Origin of the sequence: Kitasatospora sp. NBC_00070 (assembly GCF_045041205.1) — a bacterium.
Lineage (GTDB): Bacteria > Actinomycetota > Actinomycetes > Streptomycetales > Streptomycetaceae > Kitasatospora.
In genome coordinates, this window is sequence record NZ_CP108248.1 from 576892 (window position 1) to 603287 (window position 26396).

Sequence of the window (26396 nt, forward strand, 5' to 3'; positions counted from 1 at the left end):
CTATCGGTCATCGCCTCGGTCTCCCGGGTGCGATCAGGGGCAGAACGCGGCATGGGAACTCCAGGAACGTGTGTCGACGCGCGGAGCAGGGCCTGGACACGTGCCGGCCCGGACAGTTCCCCTTCAGTCTCACCACGGCATCGCCACCTGGTCAGGGCCCTCTGGTCCCACCGGACAGGCACACAACCCTGCACTGAGCGTTTCGAGCGGCTGCCGATCGGTCGAGACGGGCTCGGGTGGAGCTGCTGAAGTTGAATTCGTGATGTCGCTCGGATGGGTGAAGCAGTAGCGTTCGCCGGCCGGCGGAGGGCCGACGCCGGTAGTCGTGTGCTGTGAGGTATGCACAGGGCGGCGGTTTGACCGACGCGGAGAGAGCCGCGCGGGAGCGTATCCGGCAGCAGGCCGTGGAATGCTTCGAGGCGGGAGAGAAGAGCCGGGACATCGCGGCCGCGCTGCGAGTGAGCGTGCGTTCGGTGGAGCGCGGTTCAGTGTGACCGACCACGCTCTCGCTGGTCCGGGTAGCTGCCAACGTCAGACGACGCCTCACCCTGCCGAGCAAGTGCTGAAAAGGCTCACTGAGGCATGGCCAGTCGGGGGTCCTGCGACGCCGACACGAGTCTGGGCGACACCTGGCGCTCCTCAGGCCACGCCGGCCGGGTCCGCTGGCCAGGAGCTCCAAGATCATCTCAATGGGCCGTTCCGGTTCTCGTGGAGTCCCTGATGTCTGGGTTTGTTGCGATCCAGGCGTAAGGAGAACCACGCACAATGCCCGCACCCCGATGAACCCCGCGAGCGCGCGGTACGCGGGGTCCGCTCGACCGGCCGCCCCGTCGCCTATGTGGCCCGCGACCTGGGCATTCACAAGGAAGCCCTTCGCTCCTGGGTCCGTCAGGTGGAGGCCCACGCCGGTGAGCGAGACGACCGGCGCACCACCGTCGAGTGCGACGAGCTGAAGGAACTCCGCAAGGAGAACGCCGAGTTGAGGCGGGCCAACGAGATCCTCAAGGCCGCTTCGGTGTCTTTGCCCAGGAAATCCCCCCGGACGAGCCCGAGCAGGTGATCGACCTCCTGTGAGACGGCTCGGGGTCGATCCCGTAAGCCGGGTGCTGGACCTGTCTCCCTCAACGCACTCCGCACGCAAGACGCGTCCGAAGCCGCCCCGGCAACTCCGGGACGAGGAGCTGATTGCGCTGGTCACCGCGGTCTGGGAGGAATCCGGCCGCACCTACGGCGCCCGCCGCATCACCCGCGCCCTGGTCCGCGACGGCCGCGCGGTGGCACGCTGCACGGTCGAGCGGCTGATGCACGAGCTCGGCATCGAAGGTACCGGGCGAGCCCGGAGCCAGTCCCGCAGGCCGCTTGATCACACGATCGCGGACTCCACGAAACCCGGAAGGGTTCAGGGTGCTCAGCCACTACAGCGGCGGGGTCCGAAGAGGTCCAGGTCGGTGAACGCACTCCATCAGCTGCCATGAAGGTCTCCGGGGCCGGTTCCTGGGCGCAGTCATCACGTCTGGTCAGGAGTGGCGTGCGGGCCGGCCGGCTCGGACAGAGCTCGGCTGCGTACCTCGCTGCCGCTTGGCCGTGGGTGCTTCGGACCCATGGCGGTTTCGGCGATGATGGTCATCTTCACTCCTCAAGCCCGTTACGCAGGCGGCTACCTGCGGGCGTCCCCGGGTGCGGCTACGAGAGGCGGGGCCGGGGTACGCGGCGTGCAGCCAGGACCAGGCAGCTTGCGTCGGCGCTGCCTGGAGTCGATCAGCAGGTCCTGCACGTGCCGACGCGGCCGCCCTTCGGCGTCCTGCGCGTGCCTGGTCCAGCGGCCGTCCGGCCCCAGGTGCCAGGACTCGGTCTCGTCCGACATCCCGAGGTCGATCAGGCCCGACAGCTCCGCACGGGCCGCCGGGTCGGTCACCTTCACCAGCGCCTCGATCCGGCGGTCCAGGTTCCGGTGCATCATGTCGGCGCTGCCGAACCACACCTCGGGCTCACCGCCGTTGCCGAACACGAAGATCCGGGAGTGCTCCAGGAACCGGCCCAGGATGCTGCGCACCCGGATGTTGTCGCTCAGCCCGGCCACCCCGGGGCGGACCGCGCAGATCCCGCGCACCCAGACGTCGACCGGCACGCCGGCCTGCGAGGCGCGGTACAGCGCGTCGATCACGGACTCGTCCACGATCGAGTTGACCTTGATCTTCACGAAGGCCGGCCGCCCCGCCCGGTGGTGCGCGATCTCCTGCTGGATCCGCGCCACCAACCCGTCCCGCAGCCCGCGCGGCGCGGTCAGCAGCCGGCGGTAGGACTCCCGGCGCGAGTAGCCCGACAGCCGGTTGAACAGGTCCGACAGGTCCGCACCGACCTGCGGGTCCGCGGTGAGCAGCCCCAGGTCCTCGTACAGCCGCGCGGTCTTCGGGTGGTAGTTGCCCGTCCCGACGTGGGCGTACCGCCGCAGCGTGTCGCCCTCCTGACGGACCACCAGCGAGAGCTTGCAGTGCGTCTTCAGCCCGACCAGGCCGTAGACCACGTGGCAGCCCGCCTCCTCCAGCTTGCGGGCCCACTTGATGTTGGCCTGCTCGTCGAAGCGCGCCTTGATCTCGACCAGCACCAGCACCTGCTTGCCGGACTCGGCCGCGTCGATCAGCGCGTCCACGATCGGCGAGTCGCCCGAGGTGCGGTACAGCGTCTGCTTGATCGCCAGCACGTCCGGGTCGCCTGCCGCCTGCTCCAGGAAGGCCAGCACCGAGGTGGAGAAGCTGTCGTACGGGTGGTGCAGCAACACGTCCCGCTCGCGCATCGCGGCGAAGATGTCCGGCTGCGAGGCCGACTCCACCTCGATCAGCCCACGGGCCGTGCCCGCCACGAACTTCGGGTAGCGCAGCTCCGGCCGGTCCAGGTCGGCGATGCCGAACAGCCCGGTCAGGTCCAGCGGGCCCGGCAGCGGGAAGACCTCGGCGTCGGTGATGTTCAGCTCGCGCACCAGCAGGTCGAGGATGTAGGGGTCGATCGACTCCTCCACCTCCAGCCGCACCGGCGGGCCGAACCGACGCCGCATCAGCTCCTTCTCCAGCGCCTTGAGGATGTTCTCGGTGTCGTCCTCCTCCACCTCGAGATCCTCGTTCCGGGTCACCCGGAACGCGTGGTGGGCCAACACCTCCATCCCCGGGAAGAGCTCCTCCAGGTGCGCCCCCATCACGTCCTCCAGCGGGACGTAACGCTGGTCACCCGCCGCCAGGAAGCGCGCCAGCGACTGCGGCACCTTCACCCGGGCGAAGTGCTTGTGCCCGGAGACCGGGTTGCGCACCACCACGGCCAGGTTCAGGCTCAGACCCGATATGTACGGGAACGGGTGCGCCGGGTCGACCGCCAGCGGGGTCAGCACCGGGAAGATCTTCTGCCGGAACAGCGTGTGCAGGCGGGCCTGCTCCTTCTCCGCCAGCTCGGCCCAGCGGACCAGCTCGATGCCCTCCGTCGCGAGGTCCGGCAGCACCTCCTGCTGGAAGGTCGCGGCATGACGGGCCATCAACTCGCGGGACCTGGTCCAGATCTGGTCCAGCACCTCGCGCGGCTGCAGCCCGGAGGCCGACCGCTGGGCCACCCCGGTGGCGATCCGGCGCTTCAGCCCGGCCACCCGGACCATGAAGAACTCGTCCAGGTTGCTGGCGAAGATAGCCAGGAACTTGGCCCGCTCCAGCAACGGGATCTGCGGGTCCTCGGCGAGCTCGAGCACCCGCTCGTTGAACGCCAGCCAACTGCGCTCACGGTCAAGGAACCGGCCCTGCGGCAGCTCGGGCTCGGCAGTTCCGGCCAGGGAAGGCGTGAGGTCTCCGGGTGCAACAAGGGTGAGTCTTCCGCCGGGGTGTCCGTCTCTGGCCGCCTCCTGCCCGGTCAGGCTCATCCGGTCGCTGTCCTATTCTTCACCGACACCCAGTAACATCCGCCACGGCGATCATAATCAGGCGCGGGGGCGTCGTTGCGCGCCCGAAGTTCGAGGGCGGGTTACGAATGCGGGGGGAAATTCTTGCCGTCGGCGGTATGCGTCATCCACCGGCACTGGGCGCACATCACGGTGACGTGCGGTGAAGCGGCGAGAGGCGCCCGGCCACGGTCACCAGCGGCGGCGATTCGCGCTTTCCCCAGATCAGTGGCCTGCACAGCGAATTGGCCGAATAGCGCGGACTGTAACGGCTGTGACTGCAAGAAGGATGCTCACACGCCTGAGCGATGGCGCCGGTGCCCTGCCCTGCGCCCGGGCGCTGGTCATGGACCCGCAAGGGTGCCGAAGCCCAGGTGACGACAGGTCAGCTCTGTTCGCGATGAGGCCGCCGCTGTCATGGGCGTCGGGCTGGTCGTGCCGGCCGCCGGAGGGCCGGTCGCGGCGACGACCGTCGGCGGGGTCGATGACGTGGGTCTCGGCGAGCCCGGTCCGGGCGCAGATGCGCTGACCGGGCGTCAGGAAGTGCGGCTCTGGCGGGCAGCGGCGAGTTCGGCCACGCAGGGGCTCGGATGATCTCCCAGGGGTGCAGTCCTCTGCCCCGGGCAGGCCGTTCGCCGCGATGCCCTCCAGCCGCGGTCCTGCTCGCCGGCTCACAGGGTGGAGCTTTGTGGTGAGTGGTTGTCAGGCTCCTGCGGCTGCCGCGTAGGGCTGTGCGCGGTGCTCGGCCTGCTCGAGCGTCGCCGTGCCGGACGGCGGGGCGGCTCCTGCTGGTGCGAGGCCGAATCCCTGGCCGACCCCCTGGCCGCATGCCCGTCCACGTGGCCTCCTAATATCGTTTCACATTCTTCGACGGACGCTGATGCCCATTTGGCTGTGTGCCTGCCGTCCAGCGCCCAACGCGACACAACGGCTCCACCGCATGGCGGTGGAGCCGTTCACCGAGGAGGAACGTTCATGCACGCCCGGAAGATCGGTGCGGCCGCCGCAACAGCGGTGGCGCTCCTGGCCGCCCGTGATCTCATCCAGAAGAGGCACGCATTGCTCCGGAACTTCCCGGTGATCGGGCACGCCCGGTACCTGTTGGAGGCGATCGGGCCGGAGCTGCGCCAGTACATCGTGACCTCCAATGAGGAGGAGCGCCCGTTCAGCCGTGACCAGCGCAGCTGGATCTATGCGTCGGCGAAGGAGGAGAACAACTATTTCGGGTTCGGAACCGAAGTCGACGTCGAGCACGTGCAGGGGCACGCTTACCTGAAGCAGCGCACGTTCGCCGGCACTCTGTCCGACAGGCACGACCCGCAGGCCCTGCTGCCTTCGGCCAAGGTGCTGGGCGGACCGCGGGGGCGCGCCAGGGCGTTCCGGCCGGCGAGCGTGGTGAACATCTCCGCGATGAGCTTCGGGTCCCTGTCCGGCGCGGCCATCACGGCGCTCAACAAGGGGGCGGCGCTGGCGGGCACGATGCACAACACGGGTGAGGGCGGCCTGTCGCCGTACCACCGCAACGGCGGTGACCTCGTCCTCCAGATCGGTACGGCATATTTCGGCTGCCGCAACAAGGACGGCAGCTTCAGCCTCGACAAGCTCAAGGAGGTGGTGGCCGGCGCCCCGGTCAAGGCGATAGAGATCAAGCTCTCTCAGGGAGCCAAGCCGGGGCTGGGCGGGATGCTGCCGGGTGCGAAGGTGACTGAGGAGATCGCCGCGATCCGGGGCATCCCGGTCGGCGAGGACTGCGCTTCCCCCTCGCGGCATACCGCGTTCAGTGACGTCGATTCGATGCTCGACTTCGTCGAGCTGCTGGCCGCCGAGACCGGTCTGCCGGTCGGGGTCAAGAGCGCGGTGGGAGAGCTGGGCTTCTGGCAGGAGCTGGCCACGCTGATGGCGGGTGGCGACCGTGGTGTCGACTTCGTGACGGTTGACGGCGGTGAGGGCGGCACCGGGGCGGCACCACGGATGTTCGCCGACTCGGTGTCGCTGCCGTTCCGGATGGGTTTCTCCCGGGTCTACGGCACCTTCGCCGAGCTGGGGCTGACCGACGACCTGACTTTCATCGCCTCGGGCAAACTCGGCTTGCCCGAGAACGCCGCGGTCGCGTTCGCCCTGGGCGCCGACATGATCAACGTGGCACGTGAGGCGATGCTGTCGATCGGCTGCATCCAGGCGCAGAAGTGCCATACCGACAAGTGCCCCACGGGTATCGCCACACAGAACCCGTGGCTGGCCCGCGGCCTTGACCCGGCCTCGAAGTCCACCCGGGCCGCGGTCTACCTGCGCACTCTGCGCGCGGAGCTGATCAAGGTCTCCTCCGCCCTCGGGGTTGCCCACCCGGCACTCATCACGGCCAACGACATCGAGATCATGAACGGTGATTACGAGGCCCGCACCCTGGCCGGCGTGTACGGCTACAAGGAAGGCTGGGGTGAGCTCGGCCCGCACCTCGCCGATGAGATCACGCTGCTCGTCGCCGGCAACCCGGCCCAGGCCAGAAACCGGTCCGCTGACGCATCGGCAGCGGCAGGCATTGTGCTCCCTCTTCGCAGAGCGCGGGAACGGGATGACGTCTCATAGAGCGGTAGCAGGGATATTGGAGTGACCCCGGGTCACGGGGCCGGCATCGCGCAACTCTCTTTATGAGATGGCAAGTTCACCAGGAGTGTGCGTGATGGCATTGTCCGGGCCTGCGCCCCTCGTGGAGTCGCTGCGTTCAGGGGGTTGAGTCCCCCGCTGCCTCTGTAGGCGACGGGGGCGGCCCTCGGTGATCCCGTCTGGATGGCGCTGACGATGCCGTGTTGGGCCCGGCCGACGATGTCGGACAGCACAGCGTGCTGCAGCTCAGTCGTCTCGCCGGATATGAGGCCGCAGGGAGGCCCGAGAGAGAACGTAGCGGGCCAAGTGGCGGCTGAGCAGGGCATATCCGTCCACCCAAGGACTTCCTGCGGAGCTCTGCGATAGAAGCGGCCCGGCCTCGTCAACGCCGTGGGGAACCGGCCTGACCTTCCCTCACGGCGTGGAGTCGAGGTCAGAGCCGTTTCCTTTCACAGAACCTCGGGCCCCTCCAGCCAGGGCAGCTCGTGTCCCATGCGGTCGCGCTTGGTGCGCAGGTAGGTGAGGTTGTGCTCGGAGGCCTTGACGGCCACCGGCATGCGGTGGCTCACCTTGAGCCCGTACTCGGTGACGGCGGAGACCTTCTCCGGGTTGTTGGTGAGCAGGATGAGGGAACGCACTCCCAGGTCGGCGAGCATCTGCGCGCCGATCGAGTAGTCGCGCGCGTCGGCGGGCAGGCCGAGGTCGAGGTTGGCGTCGACGGTGTCGCGCCCCTGTTCCTGGAGTTGGTAGGCGCGCAGCTTGTGGGACAGCCCGATGCCGCGGCCCTCGTGGCCGCGCATGTAGAGGACGATGCCGTTGCCCGATTCGGCAACCTGCCGCATCGAGGCCTGGAGTTGGGGCCCGCAGTCGCAGCGCAGTGAGCCGAAGGCGTCGCCGGTGAGGCACTCGGAGTGGAGGCGGACGAGCACGTCCTCGCCGTCGGTCAGCCGGCCGGCCGTGTCGAGGTGCCCTGCGAGCAGGGCGATGTGCTCGACCTTGTCGATGGTGCCGGTGTAGCCGACTGCGGTGAAGTCCCCGAACTCGGTCGGCAGGCTGGTGACTGCGGCCCGTTCCACGTGCAGCTCGGTGCGCCGCCGGAAGGCGATGAGGTCGGCGATCGAGACAGCGGCGAGGCCGTGCCGACGGGCGAAGGCCAGCAGGTCGGGCAGGCGTGCGATCTCACCGTCCTCGTCGAGGATCTGGGCGATGGCACCGGCGGGGGTGAGTGCGGCGAGGCGGCTCAGGTCGACGGCGGCCTCGGCGGGACCGGGGTGGGCGAGGACGCCGTCCTGGGCGGCTCGCAGTGGGAAGACGTGCCCGGGCCTGGCGAGATCGGAGGCTTGCGTGTCGGGGGCGGCGAGCAGCCTGACGGTCCGGGCCCGGTCGGAGGCGGAGATGCCGGTCGTCACGTTCTCCCGGGCGTCCACCGAGACGGCGAAGGCGGTGCTGTGGGGGCTCCTGCCGCCCAGTGCCATGGGTGGCAGCCCCAGGCGGTCGAGTTCGCTGCCCGGCATGGGCGCGCACACCATGCCGGAGCCGTGGCGGATGGCGAAGGCCACCAGTTCGGCGGTGGCGAACTGGGCGGCGAAGGCGATGTGGCCCGCGCTGCTCTCGGGGTGGTCGTCGACGATGACCACGGGGCGTCCGAGGGCGGTGTCGGTGATCGCGCGCTCGACGTTGTCGAGATGGTTCTCGTCGTGTTCCTGAAGGGAGGTCATGCCATCGCTCCTCAACGGGTCATGGAGCAACGGGGCTAGGGCCGAGTCGGTGGCGATCGGTCCGCTGTGGCGGGCCGAGGCCGGCGGCTGGTGTGCAGACCTCCGGATCGGTGGTGACTGAGCAGAACCGGCCCTGTTGCGGGCTCCGGGCGTAAGTGGATTCTGCTCCTTCCCGCTGATCGGAGGGAAGGAGGGATCGTGCGCCCGGCGGGAGTCTGCCCCGAACGCTGCCCCGGGGAGCAGGCCGGTTGTGGTCGGGCCGTACCTGGGGCAGTTCTGTCGGCCCGGTGACCGACCCGGCAGCTCGTTGCCGGGCGCTGTTGGGGGGACGACAGTCGGTGGTCTGCACCGCGTTCGGCCATCGGCTCGAAGGGCCTGGCCGCAGGCCGCCCCGGCCGGACCGACGGGAGGAGACGGACCCTCATATGGCGCGCAAATGGTGGACCTTGCTCACCGTCTCCGTCGCGACCTTCATGCTGCTGATCGACATCACCGCCGTGAACGTCGCCGTACCTGCCATCCGGGCCGACCTGAACACGGACTTCCACGGGATCCAGTGGGTGTTCGATGCCTATACCCTCACTCTCGCCGCCTTCGTTCTGACCGCCGGATCGATCGCCGACCGGATCGGTCGGCGGCGCACACTCGTCGTGGGCTTGGCCGTGTTCACCTTCGCCTCCCTTGTCTGCGCCCTGGCCATGAGTACGCTCATGCTGAACCTGGCCCGCGCGGTCCAGGGTGTCGGTGCGGCCGTCATGTTCGCCGTCTCGCTTGCGTTCGTCGCCCTGGAGTTCCCCGCAGGGCGAGAACGCGGTACTGCCATGGGAATCTTCGGCGCGACCGTCGGTGCCGCCGTCGCGATCGGGCCGCTCGTCGGCGGAGCCCTTACCCACTGGTTCGGCTGGGAGGCCGTCTTCTACGTCAACGTGCCGATCGGCGTTGCGACCATCGCCGTCACCCGCCTCAAACTCGCCGAGAGCCGGGACCCGGTGGCCGCCCGTATCGACGTCCCGGGCGTGGCCACCTTCAGCGCCGCGCTGTTCCTCCTGGTCCTTGCCCTGATCCGGGGCAACGAACAGGGCTGGACCAGTGCCCCCATCCTTCTGCTCCTGGCCGCCTCGGCTGTTGCCATGACCGCTTTCGTCGTCATCGAACGGCGTGTCGGCGATCCCATGCTGCCGCTCGAACTGTTCAGGAGCCCCGCCTTCACCGGGGTGCAGCTCGCTGCGGCAGCCTTGTCCGGCTCCATCTTCGCCCTCTACCCGTACATCACCCTCTACCTGCAGAACTACCTCGGCCTGAGTCCTTTCGAAGCCGGGGTGCGCTATCTTCCCACCACCTTCCTCAACTTCGCCGTCGCCCCGCTCGCCGGCATCCTGCTCTCGCGCCTGCATGCGCGTTTCATGCTCTGCGCCGGTCTGACCGCCGTGGGGACCGGCCTCGTGCTGATGGCGGGGATCACCGCCGACGACCCGTGGACGACCCTCCTTCCGGGCTTCGTTGTCGCCGGGGTCGGCGTCGGCCTTCTCAACCCCGTCATCGCCGACGTGGCCGTCAGCGTCGTACCCACCGAACGCAGCGGCATGGCCGCAGGTGTCAACGACACCTTCCGCCAGGTGGGTATCGCCATCGGCATCGCCGTATGGGGCGCGGTGACCATCCGCCAGGGGACCGACCATGTGCGCCAGGCAGCCGCCGGCACGCCCCTCTCCGGTGACACCACGGCGCGGCAGCTCGTCGAGGCAGCCTCGTCCGGGTCTCTGGACACCGTTCTGCCCCATCTCCCGGACGCCCTGCGGCAGAGCGCTGCCGATGCCGCCCGCCAGGGGTTCCTCACCGGGCTCAACACCGTTCTGCTGGCCGGTGCCCTGGTGAGCTTTTTCGGGGCGGCCCTCGCTCTGTGGCTTGTCCGTGAGCACGACATCGAGCGTCTGCGGCGCCCTTCCTGACCTGAGGGTCTCGGTTTCGGCCGCAGCGTCCGGTTGTCTGGGGCCTGGGGCAGTGAGAACACCGCCGATGGCGATGAAGGATTGCTCGGTTGAGTTCAGGGCCGATGCCGTGGCCTTGTACGAGTCCACGCCCGGGGCAGCGTACAAGGACCTTGCCGCTGACGTGGTCGTTGACAGGGCGACGCTGCGTGAGTGGGTGCTGTGGGATCGGAACACCGGGAATCGCGCCTGCCGTCCGGGCAGGCGGCCGCGTTCGTCCAGGACCAGGCGGTACAGCTTTGCCCCGGGCCGCGCCCGGGTCCACTCGGCGAACGGCCGGTGCGCGGTCGGTCCGGACGGACCGGGACAGGGCGGCGACTGTGCCCATGTACAGCCCGAGGTGACCACGAACATGATCGTGGCCGACGGCCAGCCTGGTCTCCGGGCCGGCCGTCGGCCACCGCCCTGCGGACGAGCCGGCGCCACCCGCTGGAGCTCCCACGACTCGTCCGGCACCAGCTGCTCCCCCGTGCGCAATCGGAACCTGGCCGAGGCGGTAGCTCCGCGCCACTTGCGAGTGCCGCTGTATACCGCCGAATGCCACACCACGCACTCGGAGCCGCGGGTGCTTGCCCTGCTCAGGGGCCTGTGCGGCGTGGTTGTCCGCCGGACAGGTCCATCGCAGGGTGGAACTATTGTGTCTTTCAGTGACGTCGGCGCATTAGCCTCGGGCTTTCATGAGGCCAGCTGTCCGACGAGTGGTCAGGAAAGCAGAAAGGGCCTCTGACCAGCGAGAATGAGGATTGTCTAGGTCCCTGTTCCCGCCCCGGTCGGAGGCACTTTCCAGGTGAGTAAGCGTAGCGGGTCGTATCCGCGTGTCCGCGTCGAGGGCGGTGGTCGCGGGGTGGTCTCGCAGTCCGGTGCCGTTCTGCTGGTCGAGACGGCCCGCAAGGTGGGGCTGGACGCGGCGATATCGGCGGCACTGGCGCCGTGGCGCAAAGCGCGCGCGGTCCATGACCCGGGCAAGATCCTGCTGGACGTCGCGCTCGCGGTGGCCCTGGGCGGGGACTGCCTGGCCGATGTCGCGATGCTGCGGGCCGAGCCCGCGGTGTTCGGACCGGTCGCTTCCGATCCGACCGTCTCGCGCCTGGTCGACACCCTCGCCGCGGCCGGACCCCGTGCCCTTGCGGCGATCCGCCGGGCACGGGCCGAAGTCCGCGGGCGGGTCTGGCGGTTGGCCGGCGAGGCGGCCCCGGACGCGGGCGGCGAGGTGGTCGTGGACATCGACGGAGTGCTGGTCCTGTCGCACTCCGAGAAGCAGGACGCGGCCAAGACCTGGAAGAAGACGTTCGGCCACCATCCGCTGTTCGCGTTCGTCGACCACGGCCCGGACGGGTCCGGGGAGCCGGTCGCCGGGCTGCTGCGGCCGGGGAACGCCGGCAGCAACACGGCCGCAGACCACATCGAAGCGGCCCGGACGGCACTGGCCCAGCTACCGAAGAAGTACCGGCGCGGACGCCGCACCCTGATCCGAACCGACTCCGCCGGCGGCACCCACGACTTCCTCAACTGGCTCACCGCACGCGGCCGATGGCTGTCCTACTCGGTCGGGATGACCATCACCGACGCCATCCACCAGGCGGTACTGAAGATCCCGGCCCCGGCCTGGACCCCGGCCCTCGAACCGGACGGGCAGGTCCGCGACGGCGCCTGGGTCGCCGAACTCGCCGGCGACGTCCTCAAGGGCTGGCCGAAGGGGATGCGGCTGATCGTCCGCAAGGAACGGCCGCACCCCGGAGCGCAGTTGCGCTTCACCGACGCCGACGGAATGCGGCTGACCTGCTTCGCCACCAACACCACCCACGCCCCGATCGCCCGCCTGGAGCTGCGGCACCGTCAGCGGGCCCGCGCCGAGGACCGCATCCGCGCCGCCCGCGACACCGGCCTGCGCAACCTGCCCCTCCACCGGTTCGCGCAGAACCAGGTCTGGCTGGAGATCGTCCAGCTCGCACTCGACCTGCTCGCCTGGATGCCCATGCTCGCCCTGACCGGCACCGCCCGCCGCTGGGAACCCAAACGCCTACGGCTGCGGCTGTTCTCCGCCGCCGCCCAGCTCGTCACCACCGGCCGCCGCCGCTACCTCCGCCTCGCCCGCCACTGGCCCTGGACCGACGTGATCACAGGCGCGTTCGCCCGCCTGCACGCCCTGCCAGACCCCGACTGACCAGCAACAACGCCCCACCCCAACGAACACCAGACAACATCCGGAACCGTGGAACCCGGCGCCCACCCGACGCGACAGCCGGGTCACAAGCCTGCCCACCGGCGGAAACACCCCGCCCGGACAAGCAGAAACGGCCCGCCAGCCAAGCTGACGAACCGTCATGCAAGATCGAGGTTACTGAAGTTGAATGCGTGATGTCGCTCGGATGGGTGAAGCAGTAGCGTTCGCCTGCCGGCGGAGGGACGGTCCCGGTAGTCATGTGCTGTGAGGTATGCACAGGGCGGCGGTCTGACCGACGCGGAGAGGGCCGCGCGGGAGCGGATCCGGCAGCAGGCCGTGGAACGCTTCGAGGGCGGCGAGAAGAACCGGGAGATCGCGGCCGGTCTGCGGGTGAGCGTGCGTTCGGTGGAGCGCTGGCGCCGGCAGTGGCGCGAGGGCGGTGCGGCAGGTGTGGCTTCGAAGGGCTCACCCGGTCGTTCGAAGCTGTCCGACGCCCAGATCGCGCGACTGGAGCGGGAGTTGGAGCGTGGGCCGCTGGCCCACGGCTGGGAGGACCAGCGGTGGACCCTGGCACGGGTGAAGACGCTGATCGGCCGACTGTTCCACGTCTCCTACACCGTGGAGGGCACCTGGGTCCTGCTCAAGCGCCACGGCTGGTCCTGGCAGCAGCCGGCCCGCCGGGCCATCGAACGCGACGATGCGGCAGTGGAGTTGTGGAAGAAGGACATGTGGCCGCGGGTAAAAGCGCGGCGGCGGCCCGCGGGGCCTGGCTCGTCTTCGAGGACGAAGCCGGGCAGTCGATGAGGCCGCCGCGTGCCAGGACCTGGGGCAGGCTCGGCTGCACGCCGGTGGTGCGGGTGCGGGGCCGGGGAGCCGGCCGGGTCTCGATGGCGGGGCTGAGCTGCTACAAGCCCGGCAGGCGCTCCCGGATGTTCTACAGCTTCCACGTCTACCGAGGCCGCAAGGGCGAGAAGAAGGGCCTGACCTGGCAGGACTATCGGGACCTGCTCATCCGCGCGCACATCCGGCTCGGCGGCCCGATCGTTCTCGTGTGGGACAACCTGCGCGCCCACCTGATGCCGCCGATGCAGGAGTTCATCCAGGCGAACCAGGACTGGCTGACCGTCTTCCAGCTCCCCTCGTACGCACCTGACCTCAACCCGCAAGAGGGCATCTGGTCGCTGGTCAAGCGCACCATCGGCAACCTCGCCGCCGCCGACCTCGACCAGCTCGCCCGAGCCGTCAGACGCGGCCTGAAGAAGATCCAGTACCGCCCTCACCTCATCGACGCCTGCCTCACCACCACCGGCCTGATCATGGACGGCTGACCATCCTCAGACCGACATCACGAATTCAAATTCAGTAGCGTGCAATCCTGTCCTGGATCGCAAGTACTTCGTAGCCAAATGATCAAGCGGAACCCTGTGCGATCGCCAGCTCCCGCCATTCGCGCGGTAGCACCGACCGGCCCTGCCCGCCCGACCGCCGACTCCGACTCATGTCTCGGCGTACGAAAATCGCACCCCGGACCCGGCGCCCACGCGGCGCAAACTGGAGAGCCGCCGATCCACAGGCTCGTCCATGTGCGCATCTGACATTTTTGACGAACTGAGCAACAGTCAGACTGGGGCTCACCCCCAGTGGATCGTATACATATCTTTAATGTCAGTTAACGTGGCGCCGAATCCCTTCCTTTCGGAAGACTTCGAGCCAATGCCACCTGTCGACGGGAGGGGCATAGCACTCGTCGCAAATCGACGAAAATCTCCGACCTGTCATATTTCCCCACAGAAATTAGGTCCCTAGATGACACTGAACATCTCTGATGCGCTTCGCTGGCGCACGATTTCCACGTGGACCGCGACGATGGTGTTCGTCGCAGCGGCGGCGATCACGATGGTGACGTCGCCGGCCCATGCCGTCGCCACCGCCCCCAGTCTTGGCGCAGCCGACAGCTTCGCGGTCCTGGGCGGCCAGTCGGTCACCAACACCGGTCCTACCGTGATCACCGGAGACGTCGGCGTGAGTCCTGGCACGTCGATCACCGGGCTGCTCCCGGTCCAGGTGACCGGTGCCATTCACCAGACGGATGCGGTTGCAGCCCAGGCCCAGACCGACCTGACTGCGGCGTACAACAACGCCGCGGGCCAGGCCTCGGATGTCACCCTCACTTCTCCCGGAAACCTCGGTGGTCTGACGCTCGCTCCCGGCGTCTACACCGCCGCTTCCTCTATCAATCTCACCGGCACCCTCACACTTGACGCGCTGGGCAATCCCAACGCCGTCTGGGTGTTCCAGATCGGCTCGACTCTGATCACGGCATCCGACAGCAACGTGCTCCTGGTCAACGGCGCGTCGCCGTGCAATGTCTACTGGCAGGTCGGTAGCTCCGCCACTCTCGGCACCGGCACCGACTTCGTGGGCACCATCATGGCCCTGGCCTCGGTTGGCCTGGACACTGGAGCGGCCCTCGAAGGCCGGGCGCTGGCGCAGACCGCTGGCTCCGTGACGCTGGACACCAACGTGATCACCCGGCCGAACTGCGCGGGCGGCACCACCGGCGGTACCACGACAGGTGGCGTGGTCGCCGGCACCACCACAGGCGGCCTTATCGCCGGCACCACCACCGGGGGAACCACCGGTGGCGCGGTCGCCGGCACCACCACAGGCGGCGGGACCGGCGGGGCCCTCGGTGGTCTGCTTGGCGGCGTCCTGACCACGGGTGGCACAACGGGCGGCATTCTCGGTGGGCTTATCGCCGGCAGCACCGGCGGTACCGGCGGCAGCACCACCGGGGGCGCCACCGGCGGCGGCGAGCACGGTGGTGACCACGGCGGTGACCACGGCGGTGGCGAGCACGGCGGTGGTGAGCACGGCGGCGACCACGGCGGCGGTGAGCACGGCGGCGACCACGGCGGTGGTGAGCACGGCGGCGGTGAGCACGGCGGCGACCACGGCGGTGGTGAGCACGGCGGCGGTGAGCACGGCGGCGGTGAGCACGGCGGCGGTGAGCACGGCGGCGGTGAGCACGGCGGCGACTGCGGGTGCGACGAGCCCGTGAGCTGGTAGCCGAGTCGCAAGAGCCGGACACGGACCTGGCGGCGCGCGGCGGATCGTCCCAGATTCCGTCGCGCGCTCCCAAGGACGCTCAGGGGAATCAAAGCCGAGGGAGCAGGGAAGATGGAAGGGACCGGGCCCGGCCACGTGCTGAGCGGCACAGAGTCCATGAATACGATGGAGTCGAGCCTTCAACGACCCAACGACACCGTCACCACCCCCGAACCACCGCGCCCGCTGGCGGCGGCCCTGGTCATGGCCGTGGCGTTGTGCCTGGCAACATCCCTCGTCCACGTGCTTCTGGTATTTCTGCACGTAGCCCCACCGAACCAGATTTCGCAGTACTACAGCAGGCAGATCAACGCGTGGATCTACCCGTTGTTCGAACAGAACTGGCAGCTTTTCGCTCCGGATCCGGAGTCGGTCACCAGGCAGATTTCTGCCAGGACCACAAGGACCTCCCCAGACGGCACGACTCAGATCGGCGAATGGTTCGACCTGACCGCCGTGGACGATTCCGATGTCAAGCACAACATCTTTCCGAGCCACACCACGCAGAACATGCTGCGCCGGGCCTGGACCTCCTACCTCGAACTGCACGGCACCGACGACAAGCCGCACTCCGCGCGGGCTCTGATGCTACAGAGGTACCTACGCAACCTTGCGACAGAGCGAATCACCGCCCACCAGAGCGGCACCTTCCAGGCCGTCCAGCTGCGGGTGATCACCCGGCCGATTGCCGCGCCCACCACACCCGGAGCCCCGCACCCGGCAACACCGACCGCAGTCGACACCCGGTACCTGCCCTGGTGGAAGGTGACACCCCATGGGAACTGAGCAGACCTCACTTCCTGCGCCCGCTCCACACCAACCAGCCCTGCGGACCGGCGACACCAGCACCCAGCCGATGCTCCGCCACACCGGCGCGCTGGGCAGCGCCATCACCGACCGACCGGTCTCCCTCCACGCGGCCGCGGTGCTGCGCATCGGGTACGGCCTGCTCTACCTCGCCTTCCTGCTGCGGGAGTTCCCGCACCGCGACGAGATCTGGGGCCCCGGTTCACCCTGGACGCCCGCCCTGGCGAGACAACTCTTCGACCAGACCGGCTGGTTCAGCATCCTCATCCTGTCCGACAGCCAGGGGTACTTCGAGCTCTGCTATGCGACGGCCCTCATCACGTCCGTACTGTTCGTGATCGGCTGGCGGACCAGAGCCGTGTCGATCCTGTTCGCGGTCCTGGTGGCCTCGTTCCACGCGCGGGCCATCTTCATGACGGACGGAGGAGACAACCTCATCCTCCTCATGGCCGTGTACCTCTGCTGCACAGCATGCGGCCGGCGCTGGTCCCTCGACGCGCGCAGGGCCCGCCTGCGCGCCTCCCCGGACCGGGCCGACAGCCCGTCACCCATCGCAGGACCGTCCAACCTCCGGAATCAACTCCTGGCGGCCCAACGAGTCTTGAGTACGGCACTGCACAACTGCGCCATGTTCGTCATCGCAGCCCAGGTCTGCATCGTCTACGGCTCCGCAGGCCTGTACAAGGTGCAGGGCGGCTCATGGGAGAACGGGACTGCCCTCCACTACGTCGTGAACCTCGATCTCTTCCGGCCATGGCCCGCATTGTCACTCATGGTGGACAGCCACCCCATGCTGATCGGTGTCGCCACGTACATGACCGTGCTCCTGCAGGTGGCCTTCCCGTTCGTCCTGTTCAGCAGACTGAAGTACATCGTCCTGACGATGCTGTTCGGCATGCACCTGGGCATCGCCATTCTCATGGGGCTTCCACTCTTCTCCGGGGCCATGATCGTCGCAGACGCCGTATTCCTTCCCGACCGCTTCTACAAGTTCCTGGGAGAACTGTGGCGCCGCGCGTTCCGGCCCCCGGTTACCAGGGGCGTAGCGCACTCGCGCCACACCGGAAGCCCGGCCGTACCCGCGCAGCCGGGCTCGCCGGCTGCGGCCACAGTGCGCGAGGAGCCGTCTCAGCAGCGGGCGGACGAACGATGAGCGGCGTACGCCGGCACCCCAGAACGGGGTGCCGGCGTACGCCGGGGACCACGGCCTCTGCCAGGCCACGATCGACGGACACCGGTCACTTTGACCCCGACGTTGCTGCAGGCCGGGGCGTCGATCTGCCCGGCCTCATGGCCGGCGAGGGCCTGGAACCAGCGGATCCGGTCGTAGTACTGACCTTCGGTCACCTCGTAGCCCTCGTAGTCGACGTAGTGGCAGCGGAGGCTGCTCAGCGTAGGTAAGGACGAATCCGGACGCACGGACCCTGCACCCCTCATCCCAGCCGGGCACCTGGTGCGGGAACACCGCGCACGAGGCGAACAGCTTGGCCAACTTGGCTGGCTGCGGCCGGTACCGGACCGCCTACTCAGCTTCGGCCACTTCCGTGCCCCTTCTCGCCAGGCCGGTCGGCAGCGGCGGGCGGCCCGCTGCTGCGCCGCGGCGTAGCGCAGCAGCACGTACCGGGCCGGTGCCACATGGTCCGCCTCACTCGGTCAAGTGAACCAGGCAGTTCGGTACACCCGATCGGGTGGGCGTGCAGGACCCGTGTGCCTGTTGAAGGCTTCTGGATCTTCGATGCTGAGAAGGTGAACGTGGAGCTGGTGTCCGACCACCTGACGATCACTCAACGGATGGCCAAGTACGCCGGGGCCTCGCCGAGCTGGCCGAGCTGACGGTTTATGGGGCCGCCGTGCTGCCGGAGGCGTTGGTACCCTCGCCGTGCTGCTCGACCCCACGTTCCACGTCGAGTCGACGGACAAGAATTGCAGCTACCGCCCGATGCCGACCGTGCTGGTCGGCACCGAGTGCTGGATCTGCACCGACGGCGGCACACCCTCGCCCCACTGCGGGCCGCCCCGGGCCGGGGCTGGAGGGTGCGCCTGGCCGCAGGCCACTTCGAGATCGCCCGGCCCGGCAAGGTGCTGTGCCGCCTCCCCTGCATCTCCCCGCCGTGTGGTTGACGGGTACGCCCGGCTCACTGGTTGTCATCGCCTCCGAGCACGAGACCAACCCGACCACCCCTGGCGACACCATCAAGTCCATGCTCACCGCAGGCGCGCCTTCGCCGTACTCCCCTATGGGCAGCACCCGTTGGCCAGGAACCCGGCGCCGGGATACGGCACCCCGAACAACGCCCGGGTCAGAGGACGGTGATGGCGAAGACCCACAGGTGCGGGCTGGTGGGGACGAGTGCGTAATGCACCACCAGGGTCCTGGTGGTGACGACCCGGACGGTGTCGTCCAGGTCGTAGCGGTCGGCCTGCGGCCAGCTCAGCGGGTCGGCCTGGGCGCGCATCAGCGCGGCGCGCAGTTCGTCGCGGGCTGCGGCGGGCAGGTCGCGGATGCTCTCGGCGACCGGCTTGGAGATGCGCAATTCGTACGGGTGGTGCGGGTGGTGCGGGTGGTTCACGGGCCGAAGACCTCGTCCAGGGTGAGGCCGTCGACCGGACGTCCGTCGGTCACCCACTCGCGGTGGGCGGCGGCGGCGAGCCGATGCGCACGGTCCAGTCCGCTGCTACGCCGGTCGGCGGCGACCAGGCCGGCCAAGTACTCGGTGGTGCTCAGCCCGGCCTTGGCGGCGGCAGCCTCGACCCAGTCGGCAAGGCCGGACTCCAGGACCAACGGATCCAGTTGACGTAGCGTCATGCGATGAGTCTACCGATGTGGCCGGTGGCAGGGCAGTACCTCGCGGTACCGGCGCGATGCCAGGACGGGCAGGCTGCGGCTTCTCTGCCTATGCGCCGTGGCCGCTCGCGTACGTCGCCTCGATCGCCCCGATGGTGTCTAGGGCGGCGCGGCGCCTGGCCAGCCGCTCCGTGTGGCCCTCGTCCCGGGAGAGGTGGGCGGCGATGATCACCCCGCACGCTCCGTTGGCGAACGGCTCGCCGGCCTCAACTGCGGCGGCGGTGCCGCATGGTGCAGGCCCCGCGTGCGGGGCAGACTCCAGTCCGAGCAGCCGACACCGGGACTCATCGGGACCATCCTTGCGGCGCGGGGCCGCCAGCGGAAGACCACCTCCCGCGTACGCGGGACCGGTAAGGGTCAGCGGTACCAGGTGCGGATAACGGTGGCGGTGTCGCGGATGTCTGCCTGGCCGTCACGGATACGCGACGCGAGCTCGACCGCCTGCTTGGGCTCCGCAGTGACGATCACACCCGCGGCACTCAGATAGGACGCGGCGACGACAGAGGCGAACTGCTCGTTCGCGAACTCGAGCGCCGGCACCCGCACCAGCTGGTGCATCAGCGCGGCCGCCCGTTGGTTGACCGCACCGTACACCGGCACGTCCATCACCTCATCGACATGCCGCGCCACCGCTGCAGCCAGCGTCCCGTAGTCCGTGACATCCGGATCAGCTGGCAAGAACTGGTGCGCGATGTCCAGCAACCACCCTCGGTCCACACGCAACATCACGCCGCGTCCGCCTTCCCGGACCGACCCGGCCTACCCGTCGACGGGTACGGGCCGAACTCCTCCTCGAACGCCGGCCCCCACGCCTGCGAAAAATGCGCAGCCGCCGTCAGGAACCGCTCCCGCCGCTCATCGGCCTCCTCCACCAACACCTTGCGGGCATAGTCCGTCAGACTCATCCCCGCAGCCTCCGCCCGCTGCTCGAGAACCTCATGAGCGGTGTCATCAAGACGCACGTTCAACTGCTTCATACCCCCAACGTAGCGTGCCGTATCAGGCGCTACAAGAGCAGCAGCCAGACACCACCCTGCCCCGCACCCGGGACCATCCCCGCGAGCGCGGGGCCGACCCCCTTCCGACTCGGAGAGCGCCCGATGACCGATGGCTGGCCCCGTTCGAACGGGGGCAGCCGCCTACCAATGCGGCGCGCCGCCATCCTCGCTGAGCAGCCCGTTACGGCGTGAGACTTGCGGCCCGGCTGACCGCCAGGCTTGCGGCGACTGAAGCGACGGGCTCCGGCACACAAGTCAGCCCCAGGGCGGCTTACCGGTTCCCGCCGCCCACAGGGCGAGGGCTCGCTGGTCGACGGTGCGGATGCCGACCTTCCGGCAAAACGCTGCGGCGGCTTTGGTGAAGGTGCTTGTGGTGACGACGACGGCCAGGTCGCAGCGGTGGACGTCGCGGTAGGTGCCGTTGACTTTCTGGACGTCCTGGGAGCCGACGAAGGTGCGCGGTTCGTAGCGCTTGGCCTGGATGAGGATGCGCTGTCCGGCCGGGGTGGTGGAGAGGACGTCAGCGGCCAGGTCGCCAGACCCGCCGACGACGGTGACCTTCGTGCAGCCGTCACGGCGGCACAGCACCGCCAGGGCGTGCTCGAAGTCCTTCGGGCTCATGCTGAGGAACGGGCCGATGTGCCGCAGCTGCGCGACGTGTGCCTCGAACGCCCTCCGGTCGGCCAGCTGCCTTCGGCGGATCACGGTCCCGATGACGGCCAGGGCGATGGCCAACAGGGTGAGCAGGAGCAGCAAGTGGTGGAAGAGCCAGGTGATGGCGAGAACCGCCAGGATGCCGCCGCCGATCACAAGGCCGAGGAGCAGCATCTTGTCGTCGCGGGCCTGTTGGGCCCGGCGCGTGGTGCTTTGGCGTCGTCGTGCGGGCCTGCGCGCCACGGTGTTCCCCCTTGATGCACGGTGTGCCTGTGACCGTAGGAGTCGTGGGCGGCTGGCCGCCGGGGAACTGGGTGTTCTGCTGCGCTTCGGAGGTGGAGTTGACCGGATCGCGCTGCTGGGAGGCCGACCGGAACACCTCTGTCTGACGGAGTTGTGGAACCTTGCCCCCACCGCCTCGGTCCTCTGGCATTCTCACCCAGAGCCATCAAATTGTTACCAGAGGTGGCGAATGCAGTACACGATCAGCGCGTCCGTTCTGCTCGGCGTCATCATCGTCATCCGCTTGATGCGCAACACCGCGCCGGGCACACGCATCGACGAGAAGATGAGCGCTCTCAGCTGCGTCGTCTTCGGAGTCCTGATCGCTGCCACCCCGGCGGGCCGAGCCATTCTCGATCTCGTCGCGTCGGCGACCCAGGCCACCCACTGACGTCGTGAGCGGTTCGGCGTCACCGGGGTCCTGTCCTGACTCGGCGGTCGGGTGCGCCCAGGCCGAGGCGAGGCGGTAGAAGTTGGTGTAGATCTGCACGCCGTCCTCGGTCCCCCCACGGGCTTGCTTAAAGCCACAGCCGGATATTCTTCTCCGGCCAGAACCCACCCTTGCGCAACCAGTCCTCGGCGAGGGCCAGTTCCTTCGCCAGCATGCGGCCGACGCCAGCCGACTAGTGTGCTGCGTCTGAAGGCGGCGGCACTGCTGGTGTCGTTCGGCGCTGCCGTCCCGATCTCGAATTCCTCGGTGACTTCGGTGTGGCCGAACTGGCCGCCCGTCAGGACGCGGGCGACGGCGTCCAGTTCGGTGCCGTAGAGGTAGGGGCTGGCGTTGCGGCACACGCCGGGCCGCCCGCCTGTGGTGCTGGTGGTCATAGCTGCTCCCTCAGTGCGGTGATCGCGGAAGCGTCTCCGCTGGTCAGGGTCTCGGTGTACTTGGTGAGGAACACGCCGGGCCGGTACGCCAGCCAGTCGTGGTCGACGGGCCGGCCGAAGAGTCTGTTCACGGTCTGCGCGATGAGGTCGGCGCCAGCTGCCTCCGAGAGGGCGAACGCGCCCGCGACGCGCATGTTCAGTTCGGTGATCAGCACCCGTTCCGGCAGGTCGGTGATGAAGCCCTGTACGCAGCACAGTCCCGCCGCGCCGACCGCGGCAACTTCCGCACCGACGTCGACAGGCCATCGCGAAGCTCGCCGCTGACCACGACGTCACCACGACCGTGGGCTGGAGCACCGGCGATCCTCGGTACGTCGGCGGCATCCCCCTCGTTGACGAGAACGACGTCCCCGTCGCAGTCCTCGACCCGGAACCGGCGCGGGTACGGGCGGTGCCTTCCTGCTGCTCGCGGGTCTACTCCTGCTGTTCGCCGGACAGTCCAGCCAGGAGCGCTTCGGGAAGTCCATGAATCTGACCAAGTACAAGCCGGTCCCCGGGTCGGCCCCGCACACGCAGGATGTTCCCAGCTACAGCGTGGCGCCGAACGGCAGCGGTAAGTCGGCCCCGCAGGCGCGGGGATGCTCCCGCGCCTTGTCTCAGGAGCTGCTGGCCGAGCGGGCTGAGCTCGCGTGGCACACCGTCTACCGCACGAAGCTCGGCACCACCCCGGCCACGCTGGACGCGCTTCTGCAGATCGCGCACGCCCTTGGCGTACCCCCCGGGCCGCCTGCTCCGCGACGCCGAGAACGGCTGAGTGTACGGCCGAGCACTCAGTGGACCTACTCGGCGGGTGGCTGCGTAGGAGGTGTCGGCTGGGCCGGACCCGGCGGCGGAACCGAGGGGCTGCCGTCGGGACGGAGTTGGTCGGATGGGTCACGCTGACCATCCATCGACACGGTGTCCTCCTCCTGCTGGTGGGCCTGCGGTTCGCATGGGTGCCGGCTCAGTCGCGGGTGTGCGCGGGTCGGGCCTCGGGTGCCGCGCCGGGGTTCGTGCCAGCCTCTGGATTCTCCGGCGGGGACGGTTCCGCTCACGCTCTGCTCCTGCTCGCGGTGATCTGCTGGGTGGCCCAGGTGCGGACCCGGTCCTCGGAGGTGAACGGCTCCGGCTCGCCGGCCCAGGCCCCGGTCCCGAGGCGGCGGACCCAGTCGCGGTGCCGACGGTCCCACGCGCCCCACAGCGGAAGCGCGTTGCCGACCGGCGGCAGCTGACGGGCCTCGTAGCGGTCGCCCGCCATGGCGGCACGGGTCATGCGCTTTCCCTCCATGTGGTGGCGCCCCGCACCCAGATGGCCTCCGGGGGTTCGGCCCTGGGCCGCCGGTCGGGTCGTGGGCCCAGTTGGCCTTCGCGACGGTGCGCGGCGTCGGCCACGAACTGCTCGATGTGGGCTGCGACAGCGAGGCGTTGGGCATGGTACCAGTGGCTCTGGATGTGCATCCGAGCTGTGTCGGGGGTGCCGTACCGATCTGTCTCGCCGCCCGCGAGGACCAGGTCGCCGGTCACCTGGTCGCGCAGGCCCCAGCCAGGTCGGCCGTCCTTGTCCGGCTCCAGCTCCTCAACCAGGAAGCGCTCCTCCGGGGTCACGGCTTGACCGCCAGGCAGGGCGTGCAGCGAACGACGGGGGTATCCCGGACAACACCTTGTCCAGCGGGCACGGGGATCGTGCCGTCCCTGTGCAAAGGGCCAGTACTGGCGCCACAGCGGATGCATGCCTCCCCTGCGAGCTGCGCGATGGTCCACCGGCCTGACAGTCGGGTCTTGCCGAGCCAGAGCTGACGGGGCAGCAAACCGTCCATCAGATAACGGCCGACGGTCTCCCGGTTCGCCTCCTGCTCGATCGGCAGCGCACCAGCGAGGATGACGACCGTGCCGCCCTGCTGAGCGGGTGCGTGGCCGTGGTCGGCGCGGGAGAGGCGGAGCCGGGCCGGGGGCGGCGGGTTTTCCCGCATGGACGTGTCCGGGCAGTGGTGCTGTCCGGGGCGTAGCAGGGGCTGCGCGGCGCGGTGTCCGGCGGGGGTGGGCGCTGGGGCCTCGATGTCCATGGTGGTACCTCCTGGGTCCCCGCTGGCGGGGCTGGAGCTGTGCCAGGCATCTGTGTGCGTTGGCGTCGGGCTCTACAGTGGACCCTCGCGCAAGTTCGCCGCAAGTGCGCCACGAAATTTCGTGGCGCACTGGTATATGCGCTCACCCCGCACCACAGGGACCCAGCTGGAGGACCCCATGGCACGCCGCGCTACCCGTCAGGCACACTTGCGTCACGAACTTGCGTCGCGCAAGAACCAGCCCTTCCGAGGAGTCCGCCGAGTGAGCCTGAGCAACCCGCTGGACTCCCGCCTGCAACTGGGCGCCGAGCTCCGCCGACTGCGCAAGGCCAAGGGCATGACCATGCGCGAAGTCGCGGACTTCCTCGACTGCTCCGAACCGCGCATCTCCCGCCTGGAGACCGGCAAGCTCACCGGCGCGACCCTCAAGGCCGGCGAGCTACGACGTCTGGCCACCCTCTTCGACGTCCAGGGCCAGGGCGCCGTCGACGAACTGCTCCACCTGCTCAGCGAAACCGAGCAGACCGCCTGGTGGGAACCCTACGAGGACGTCCTGCCCAGCGGCATGGACTCCCTCCTCGGACTGCAGACCGCGGCCACTCACGAGCGCGCGCTGGAGACCGTCCTCGTCCACGGACTCCTCCAGACCTCCGCATACGCCCGCGCCGTCCTCGAGGAGGTCGGCATCCACAGCCCCAGCGCCATCGACCGCCTGGTCGCCCTGCGCGCCCGCCGCCCCGAGGTACTCCACCGCACCCCGAACCCGCTGGAACTCGAAGTCCTCCTCGACGAAGCCGTACTGCGCCGCCCGGTCGGCGGCCGGGACGTCATGCGCGCACAGCTCGAGGCCATCGCCCGCGCCACCGAACTGCCCAACGTCACGGTGCTCGTCGTCCCGAGCGAGCGCGGAGCCCACGCCGGCCTCTCCGGAGCTTTCTCCCTGATCGCGGCTGGCGACCAGAACCCGGTCGCCTACGTAGACTCCCCCGCCGGGAACCTGCTTCTGCACAAGGACCGCGACGTCGAACAGCTCACCGGGATCTACAACCGCGTCCGTGCCAAGGCACTGGACGAGGACGGGACCCTCCGCTTCATCACCCGAGTCATCGAGGAGACGTAAGCACCATGCCGACCCAGATCCCCGCCCCCGGCACCGACCGCGCCACCTGGCACAAAGCCCGCGCCAGCTCCGGCACCGGCGGCTGCGTGGAGGTCGCCGACTTCGGGGACCTGGTCGCCGTCCGCGACAGCAAAGACCTCCAGCGGCCCCCCCACCTCTACCCGCGCAACGCCTGGCGCGACTTCACCTCACGGCTGCGCGCGCTCGGCGCCGTCCCCTTCACGACCGGGCAGATCCAGGTCACCATCACCGCAGACGGCACCATCGCCCTGCACGATCTCATCCACCACATGGCGCCGCACCACTACACCGCCTTCGAGTGGGACTGCTTCCTCGACGGCGTACGCAGCCTCGAGCCCGAACTCGCCTGCGCGTAGGGTCCAGGCCTGGCGGCTGCACATCGGTGATGTCGGGGTCAACTTGGACGACAACCTCGTGGACGCGATGCTGGGCTTCACAATCAGGGTCGAGCGCCAAGGCAACGAGTACGCGACCGAGGCGGAGCGCGGGGTCCTGACCGGCTACTTCGAGCACCGAGGCCTGCACCAGATGTCCGATGAGGCGGACGTCCGCCACCTGAACTCCATCCGGCTCCTGGAAAAGAACGGCTTCCAGCTGAAGGAACGCCAGCAGGCCGAGGTCGGCGACGTCGACCGGGCAGCCGGCCACGCGGTCGACGCGCTCACCCTGGCAGCGGGGATGGAGTCGCAGCGGCTGAGGGACCGCTTCGAGGCACTCCGGCAGAAACTCCTCGGAACCGGCTCGGCGGCAGCGTCGGACGCCGTCGAGCAGATCGACGCGTCGCTGGCCGTGCCGATCTGAAAGGCTGACCCCTGATCAGGTCAGCGCTGGACAAGAAGCACGACGTGTCGGTGCGGAAGAACCTCGGCGAGCACACGGTCTACGAGAACCCGTAACTGCGGGTCAACTTGGCCGATGTCGAGCTGCCTGACGGCCGCCACCTCGACCACTACGTTCTCCGCCAGCGGCCCGTCGCCCTGGCCACCGCCGTCAACGAACGGGGGGAGGCGCTCCTCCTCTCACCGCGAGGAGCAGAGACGCCGCCACGTTGGCCAGCTGAGCCACGTCGGCCCCGCACTCGCGGGGATGGTTCCGGATGGGCCCCTGCGATCCGACCGCGCGTCAGTCGGCCCCACTTTGGATGCTGTGGTTCAGGTGGGCTGCCGCACCGGCGCAGGCTGGTCGGGCTCCGCGGCTGCCGCCACCTTGGCCACCTCGATCACCCGGCAGTCGAGTTGAGTTGATGC

Annotated in this window: 26 protein-coding genes and 4 pseudogenes; 17 read left to right on the plus strand and 13 right to left on the minus strand. The window is 69.0% G+C overall.

Going from position 1 to position 26396, the window contains the following annotated elements; all coding sequences use genetic code 11:
- The first annotated feature begins 332 nt into the window (after positions 1 to 332).
- From OHV05_RS37490 to OHV05_RS37500, 3 genes are all read left to right on the plus strand, one after another.
- Entirely contained in the window at positions 333 to 494 is a 162-nt protein-coding gene (locus OHV05_RS37490) for a helix-turn-helix domain-containing protein (RefSeq protein WP_331730834.1), read from the plus strand.
- Between the two features lie 239 nt (positions 495 to 733).
- Positions 734 to 1060 (plus strand): transposase, encoded by a 327-nt coding sequence (locus OHV05_RS37495; protein WP_331730837.1) that lies wholly within the window; start codon positions 734 to 736, stop codon positions 1058 to 1060.
- 43 nt (positions 1061 to 1103) lie between these two features.
- Positions 1104 to 1475, plus strand: a complete 372-nt coding sequence (locus tag OHV05_RS37500; protein WP_405021705.1) for an IS3 family transposase — start codon at positions 1104 to 1106, stop codon at positions 1473 to 1475.
- Between the two features lie 251 nt (positions 1476 to 1726).
- Here OHV05_RS37500 and OHV05_RS37505 read toward each other — a convergent pair.
- Positions 1727 to 3895: pseudogene (locus OHV05_RS37505) on the minus strand (RNA degradosome polyphosphate kinase); the annotation flags it as partial.
- A gap of 993 nt (positions 3896 to 4888) precedes the next feature.
- Between OHV05_RS37505 and OHV05_RS37510 the strand changes: the two are divergent.
- Complete coding sequence (locus tag OHV05_RS37510) at positions 4889 to 6499, plus strand: FMN-binding glutamate synthase family protein (RefSeq protein ID WP_331730840.1); 1611 nt, start codon at positions 4889 to 4891, stop codon at positions 6497 to 6499.
- A gap of 467 nt (positions 6500 to 6966) precedes the next feature.
- Here the strand turns inward: OHV05_RS37510 and OHV05_RS37515 are convergent, their stop codons facing one another.
- Positions 6967 to 8235, minus strand: coding sequence for a bifunctional 3,4-dihydroxy-2-butanone-4-phosphate synthase/GTP cyclohydrolase II (locus tag OHV05_RS37515; RefSeq protein WP_331730843.1), 1269 nt, complete (start codon positions 8233 to 8235; stop codon positions 6967 to 6969).
- 425 nt (positions 8236 to 8660) lie between these two features.
- On the opposite strand from OHV05_RS37515, the gene OHV05_RS37520 reads away from it, so the two are divergent.
- Entirely contained in the window at positions 8661 to 10184 is a 1524-nt protein-coding gene (locus OHV05_RS37520; protein WP_331730846.1) for an MFS transporter, read from the plus strand.
- Positions 10185 to 10430: 246 nt separating this feature from the next.
- On the opposite strand, the pseudogene OHV05_RS37525 reads toward OHV05_RS37520, so the two are convergent.
- Positions 10431 to 10700, minus strand: a pseudogene (locus OHV05_RS37525) (IS5/IS1182 family transposase); the annotation flags it as partial.
- Between the two features lie 310 nt (positions 10701 to 11010).
- On the opposite strand from OHV05_RS37525, the gene OHV05_RS37530 reads away from it, so the two are divergent.
- From OHV05_RS37530 to OHV05_RS37560, 7 genes and pseudogenes are all read left to right on the plus strand, one after another.
- Entirely contained in the window at positions 11011 to 12387 is a 1377-nt protein-coding gene (locus OHV05_RS37530) for an IS1380 family transposase (protein ID WP_331730156.1), read from the plus strand.
- 264 nt (positions 12388 to 12651) lie between these two features.
- Entirely contained in the window at positions 12652 to 13191 is a 540-nt protein-coding gene (locus OHV05_RS37535; RefSeq protein WP_331730644.1) for a winged helix-turn-helix domain-containing protein, read from the plus strand.
- Complete coding sequence (locus OHV05_RS37540) at positions 13188 to 13715, plus strand: transposase (RefSeq protein ID WP_405021680.1); 528 nt, start codon at positions 13188 to 13190, stop codon at positions 13713 to 13715. The genes OHV05_RS37535 and OHV05_RS37540 overlap by 4 nt, the downstream gene beginning before the upstream one ends.
- Positions 13716 to 14193: 478 nt before the next feature.
- Positions 14194 to 15456, plus strand: a complete 1263-nt coding sequence (locus OHV05_RS37545) for an ice-binding family protein (RefSeq protein WP_331730849.1) — start codon at positions 14194 to 14196, stop codon at positions 15454 to 15456.
- Between the two features lie 111 nt (positions 15457 to 15567).
- Positions 15568 to 16281, plus strand: coding sequence for a DUF5819 family protein (locus OHV05_RS37550; protein ID WP_331730852.1), 714 nt, complete (start codon positions 15568 to 15570; stop codon positions 16279 to 16281).
- Positions 16271 to 17455, plus strand: coding sequence for an HTTM domain-containing protein (locus OHV05_RS37555; RefSeq protein ID WP_405021706.1), 1185 nt, complete (start codon positions 16271 to 16273; stop codon positions 17453 to 17455). The genes OHV05_RS37550 and OHV05_RS37555 overlap by 11 nt, the downstream gene beginning before the upstream one ends.
- Before the next feature lie 545 nt (positions 17456 to 18000).
- Positions 18001 to 18149, plus strand: a pseudogene (locus tag OHV05_RS37560) (transcriptional regulator); the annotation flags it as partial.
- A 453-nt stretch (positions 18150 to 18602) separates the two neighbouring features.
- On the opposite strand, the gene OHV05_RS37565 reads toward OHV05_RS37560, so the two are convergent.
- From OHV05_RS37565 to OHV05_RS37590, 6 genes are all read right to left on the minus strand, one after another.
- Positions 18603 to 18872, minus strand: coding sequence for a hypothetical protein (locus OHV05_RS37565; protein WP_331731194.1), 270 nt, complete (start codon positions 18870 to 18872; stop codon positions 18603 to 18605).
- Positions 18869 to 19108: a hypothetical protein gene (locus OHV05_RS37570; RefSeq protein ID WP_331731197.1), complete on the minus strand. Its 240-nt coding sequence runs from the start codon at positions 19106 to 19108 to the stop codon at positions 18869 to 18871. Before OHV05_RS37570 ends, OHV05_RS37565 begins: the two co-directional genes overlap by 4 nt.
- Positions 19109 to 19196: 88 nt before the next feature.
- Complete coding sequence (locus OHV05_RS37575; RefSeq protein WP_405021707.1) at positions 19197 to 19319, minus strand: hypothetical protein; 123 nt, start codon at positions 19317 to 19319, stop codon at positions 19197 to 19199.
- A 185-nt stretch (positions 19320 to 19504) separates the two neighbouring features.
- On the minus strand, positions 19505 to 19849 hold the full coding sequence (locus OHV05_RS37580; RefSeq protein ID WP_405021708.1) for a fic family toxin-antitoxin system, toxin component: 345 nt from the start codon (positions 19847 to 19849) through the stop codon (positions 19505 to 19507).
- Between the two features lie 23 nt (positions 19850 to 19872).
- Complete coding sequence (locus OHV05_RS37585; RefSeq protein WP_405021709.1) at positions 19873 to 20124, minus strand: plasmid mobilization protein; 252 nt, start codon at positions 20122 to 20124, stop codon at positions 19873 to 19875.
- A gap of 276 nt (positions 20125 to 20400) precedes the next feature.
- A complete protein-coding gene (locus OHV05_RS37590; RefSeq protein ID WP_331730861.1) occupies positions 20401 to 21042 on the minus strand; it encodes a restriction endonuclease in 642 nt (213 codons plus the stop codon).
- Positions 21043 to 21271: 229 nt separating this feature from the next.
- Here OHV05_RS37590 and OHV05_RS37595 point away from each other — a divergent pair, with 229 nt between their 5' ends.
- Complete coding sequence (locus OHV05_RS37595; protein WP_331730864.1) at positions 21272 to 21472, plus strand: hypothetical protein; 201 nt, start codon at positions 21272 to 21274, stop codon at positions 21470 to 21472.
- A gap of 430 nt (positions 21473 to 21902) precedes the next feature.
- Here OHV05_RS37595 and OHV05_RS37600 read toward each other — a convergent pair whose 3' ends face one another.
- The 4 genes from OHV05_RS37600 to OHV05_RS37615 all read right to left on the minus strand — a co-directional run bounded on the left by OHV05_RS37600 (position 21903) and on the right by OHV05_RS37615 (position 24008).
- Positions 21903 to 22121 carry a hypothetical protein gene (locus tag OHV05_RS37600; protein ID WP_331730866.1) on the minus strand — a complete coding sequence of 73 codons (219 nt, stop codon included), beginning with the start codon at positions 22119 to 22121 and terminating at the stop codon, positions 21903 to 21905.
- 875 nt (positions 22122 to 22996) lie between these two features.
- Complete coding sequence (locus OHV05_RS37605) at positions 22997 to 23218, minus strand: hypothetical protein (RefSeq protein WP_331730869.1); 222 nt, start codon at positions 23216 to 23218, stop codon at positions 22997 to 22999.
- A complete protein-coding gene (locus OHV05_RS37610; protein ID WP_331730870.1) occupies positions 23215 to 23550 on the minus strand; it encodes a hypothetical protein in 336 nt (111 codons plus the stop codon). The genes OHV05_RS37605 and OHV05_RS37610 overlap by 4 nt, the downstream gene beginning before the upstream one ends.
- Positions 23547 to 24008: a hypothetical protein gene (locus OHV05_RS37615; RefSeq protein WP_331730872.1), complete on the minus strand. Its 462-nt coding sequence runs from the start codon at positions 24006 to 24008 to the stop codon at positions 23547 to 23549. The genes OHV05_RS37610 and OHV05_RS37615 overlap by 4 nt, the downstream gene beginning before the upstream one ends.
- A 262-nt stretch (positions 24009 to 24270) precedes the next feature.
- Between OHV05_RS37615 and OHV05_RS37620 the strand changes: the two genes are divergently transcribed.
- The 4 genes and pseudogenes from OHV05_RS37620 to OHV05_RS37635 form a co-directional block, all read left to right on the plus strand.
- Positions 24271 to 25128 carry a helix-turn-helix transcriptional regulator gene (locus OHV05_RS37620; protein WP_331730874.1) on the plus strand — a complete coding sequence of 286 codons (858 nt, stop codon included), beginning with the start codon at positions 24271 to 24273 and terminating at the stop codon, positions 25126 to 25128.
- Positions 25129 to 25133: 5 nt separating this feature from the next.
- A complete protein-coding gene (locus OHV05_RS37625; RefSeq protein ID WP_331730876.1) occupies positions 25134 to 25505 on the plus strand; it encodes a DUF397 domain-containing protein in 372 nt (123 codons plus the stop codon).
- 22 nt (positions 25506 to 25527) lie between these two features.
- Positions 25528 to 25950 carry a GNAT family N-acetyltransferase gene (locus tag OHV05_RS37630; protein WP_331731174.1) on the plus strand — a complete coding sequence of 141 codons (423 nt, stop codon included), beginning with the start codon at positions 25528 to 25530 and terminating at the stop codon, positions 25948 to 25950.
- Positions 25951 to 26045: 95 nt separating this feature from the next.
- Positions 26046 to 26168: pseudogene (locus OHV05_RS37635) on the plus strand (NUDIX hydrolase); the annotation flags it as partial.
- Positions 26169 to 26396 lie beyond the last annotated feature (228 nt).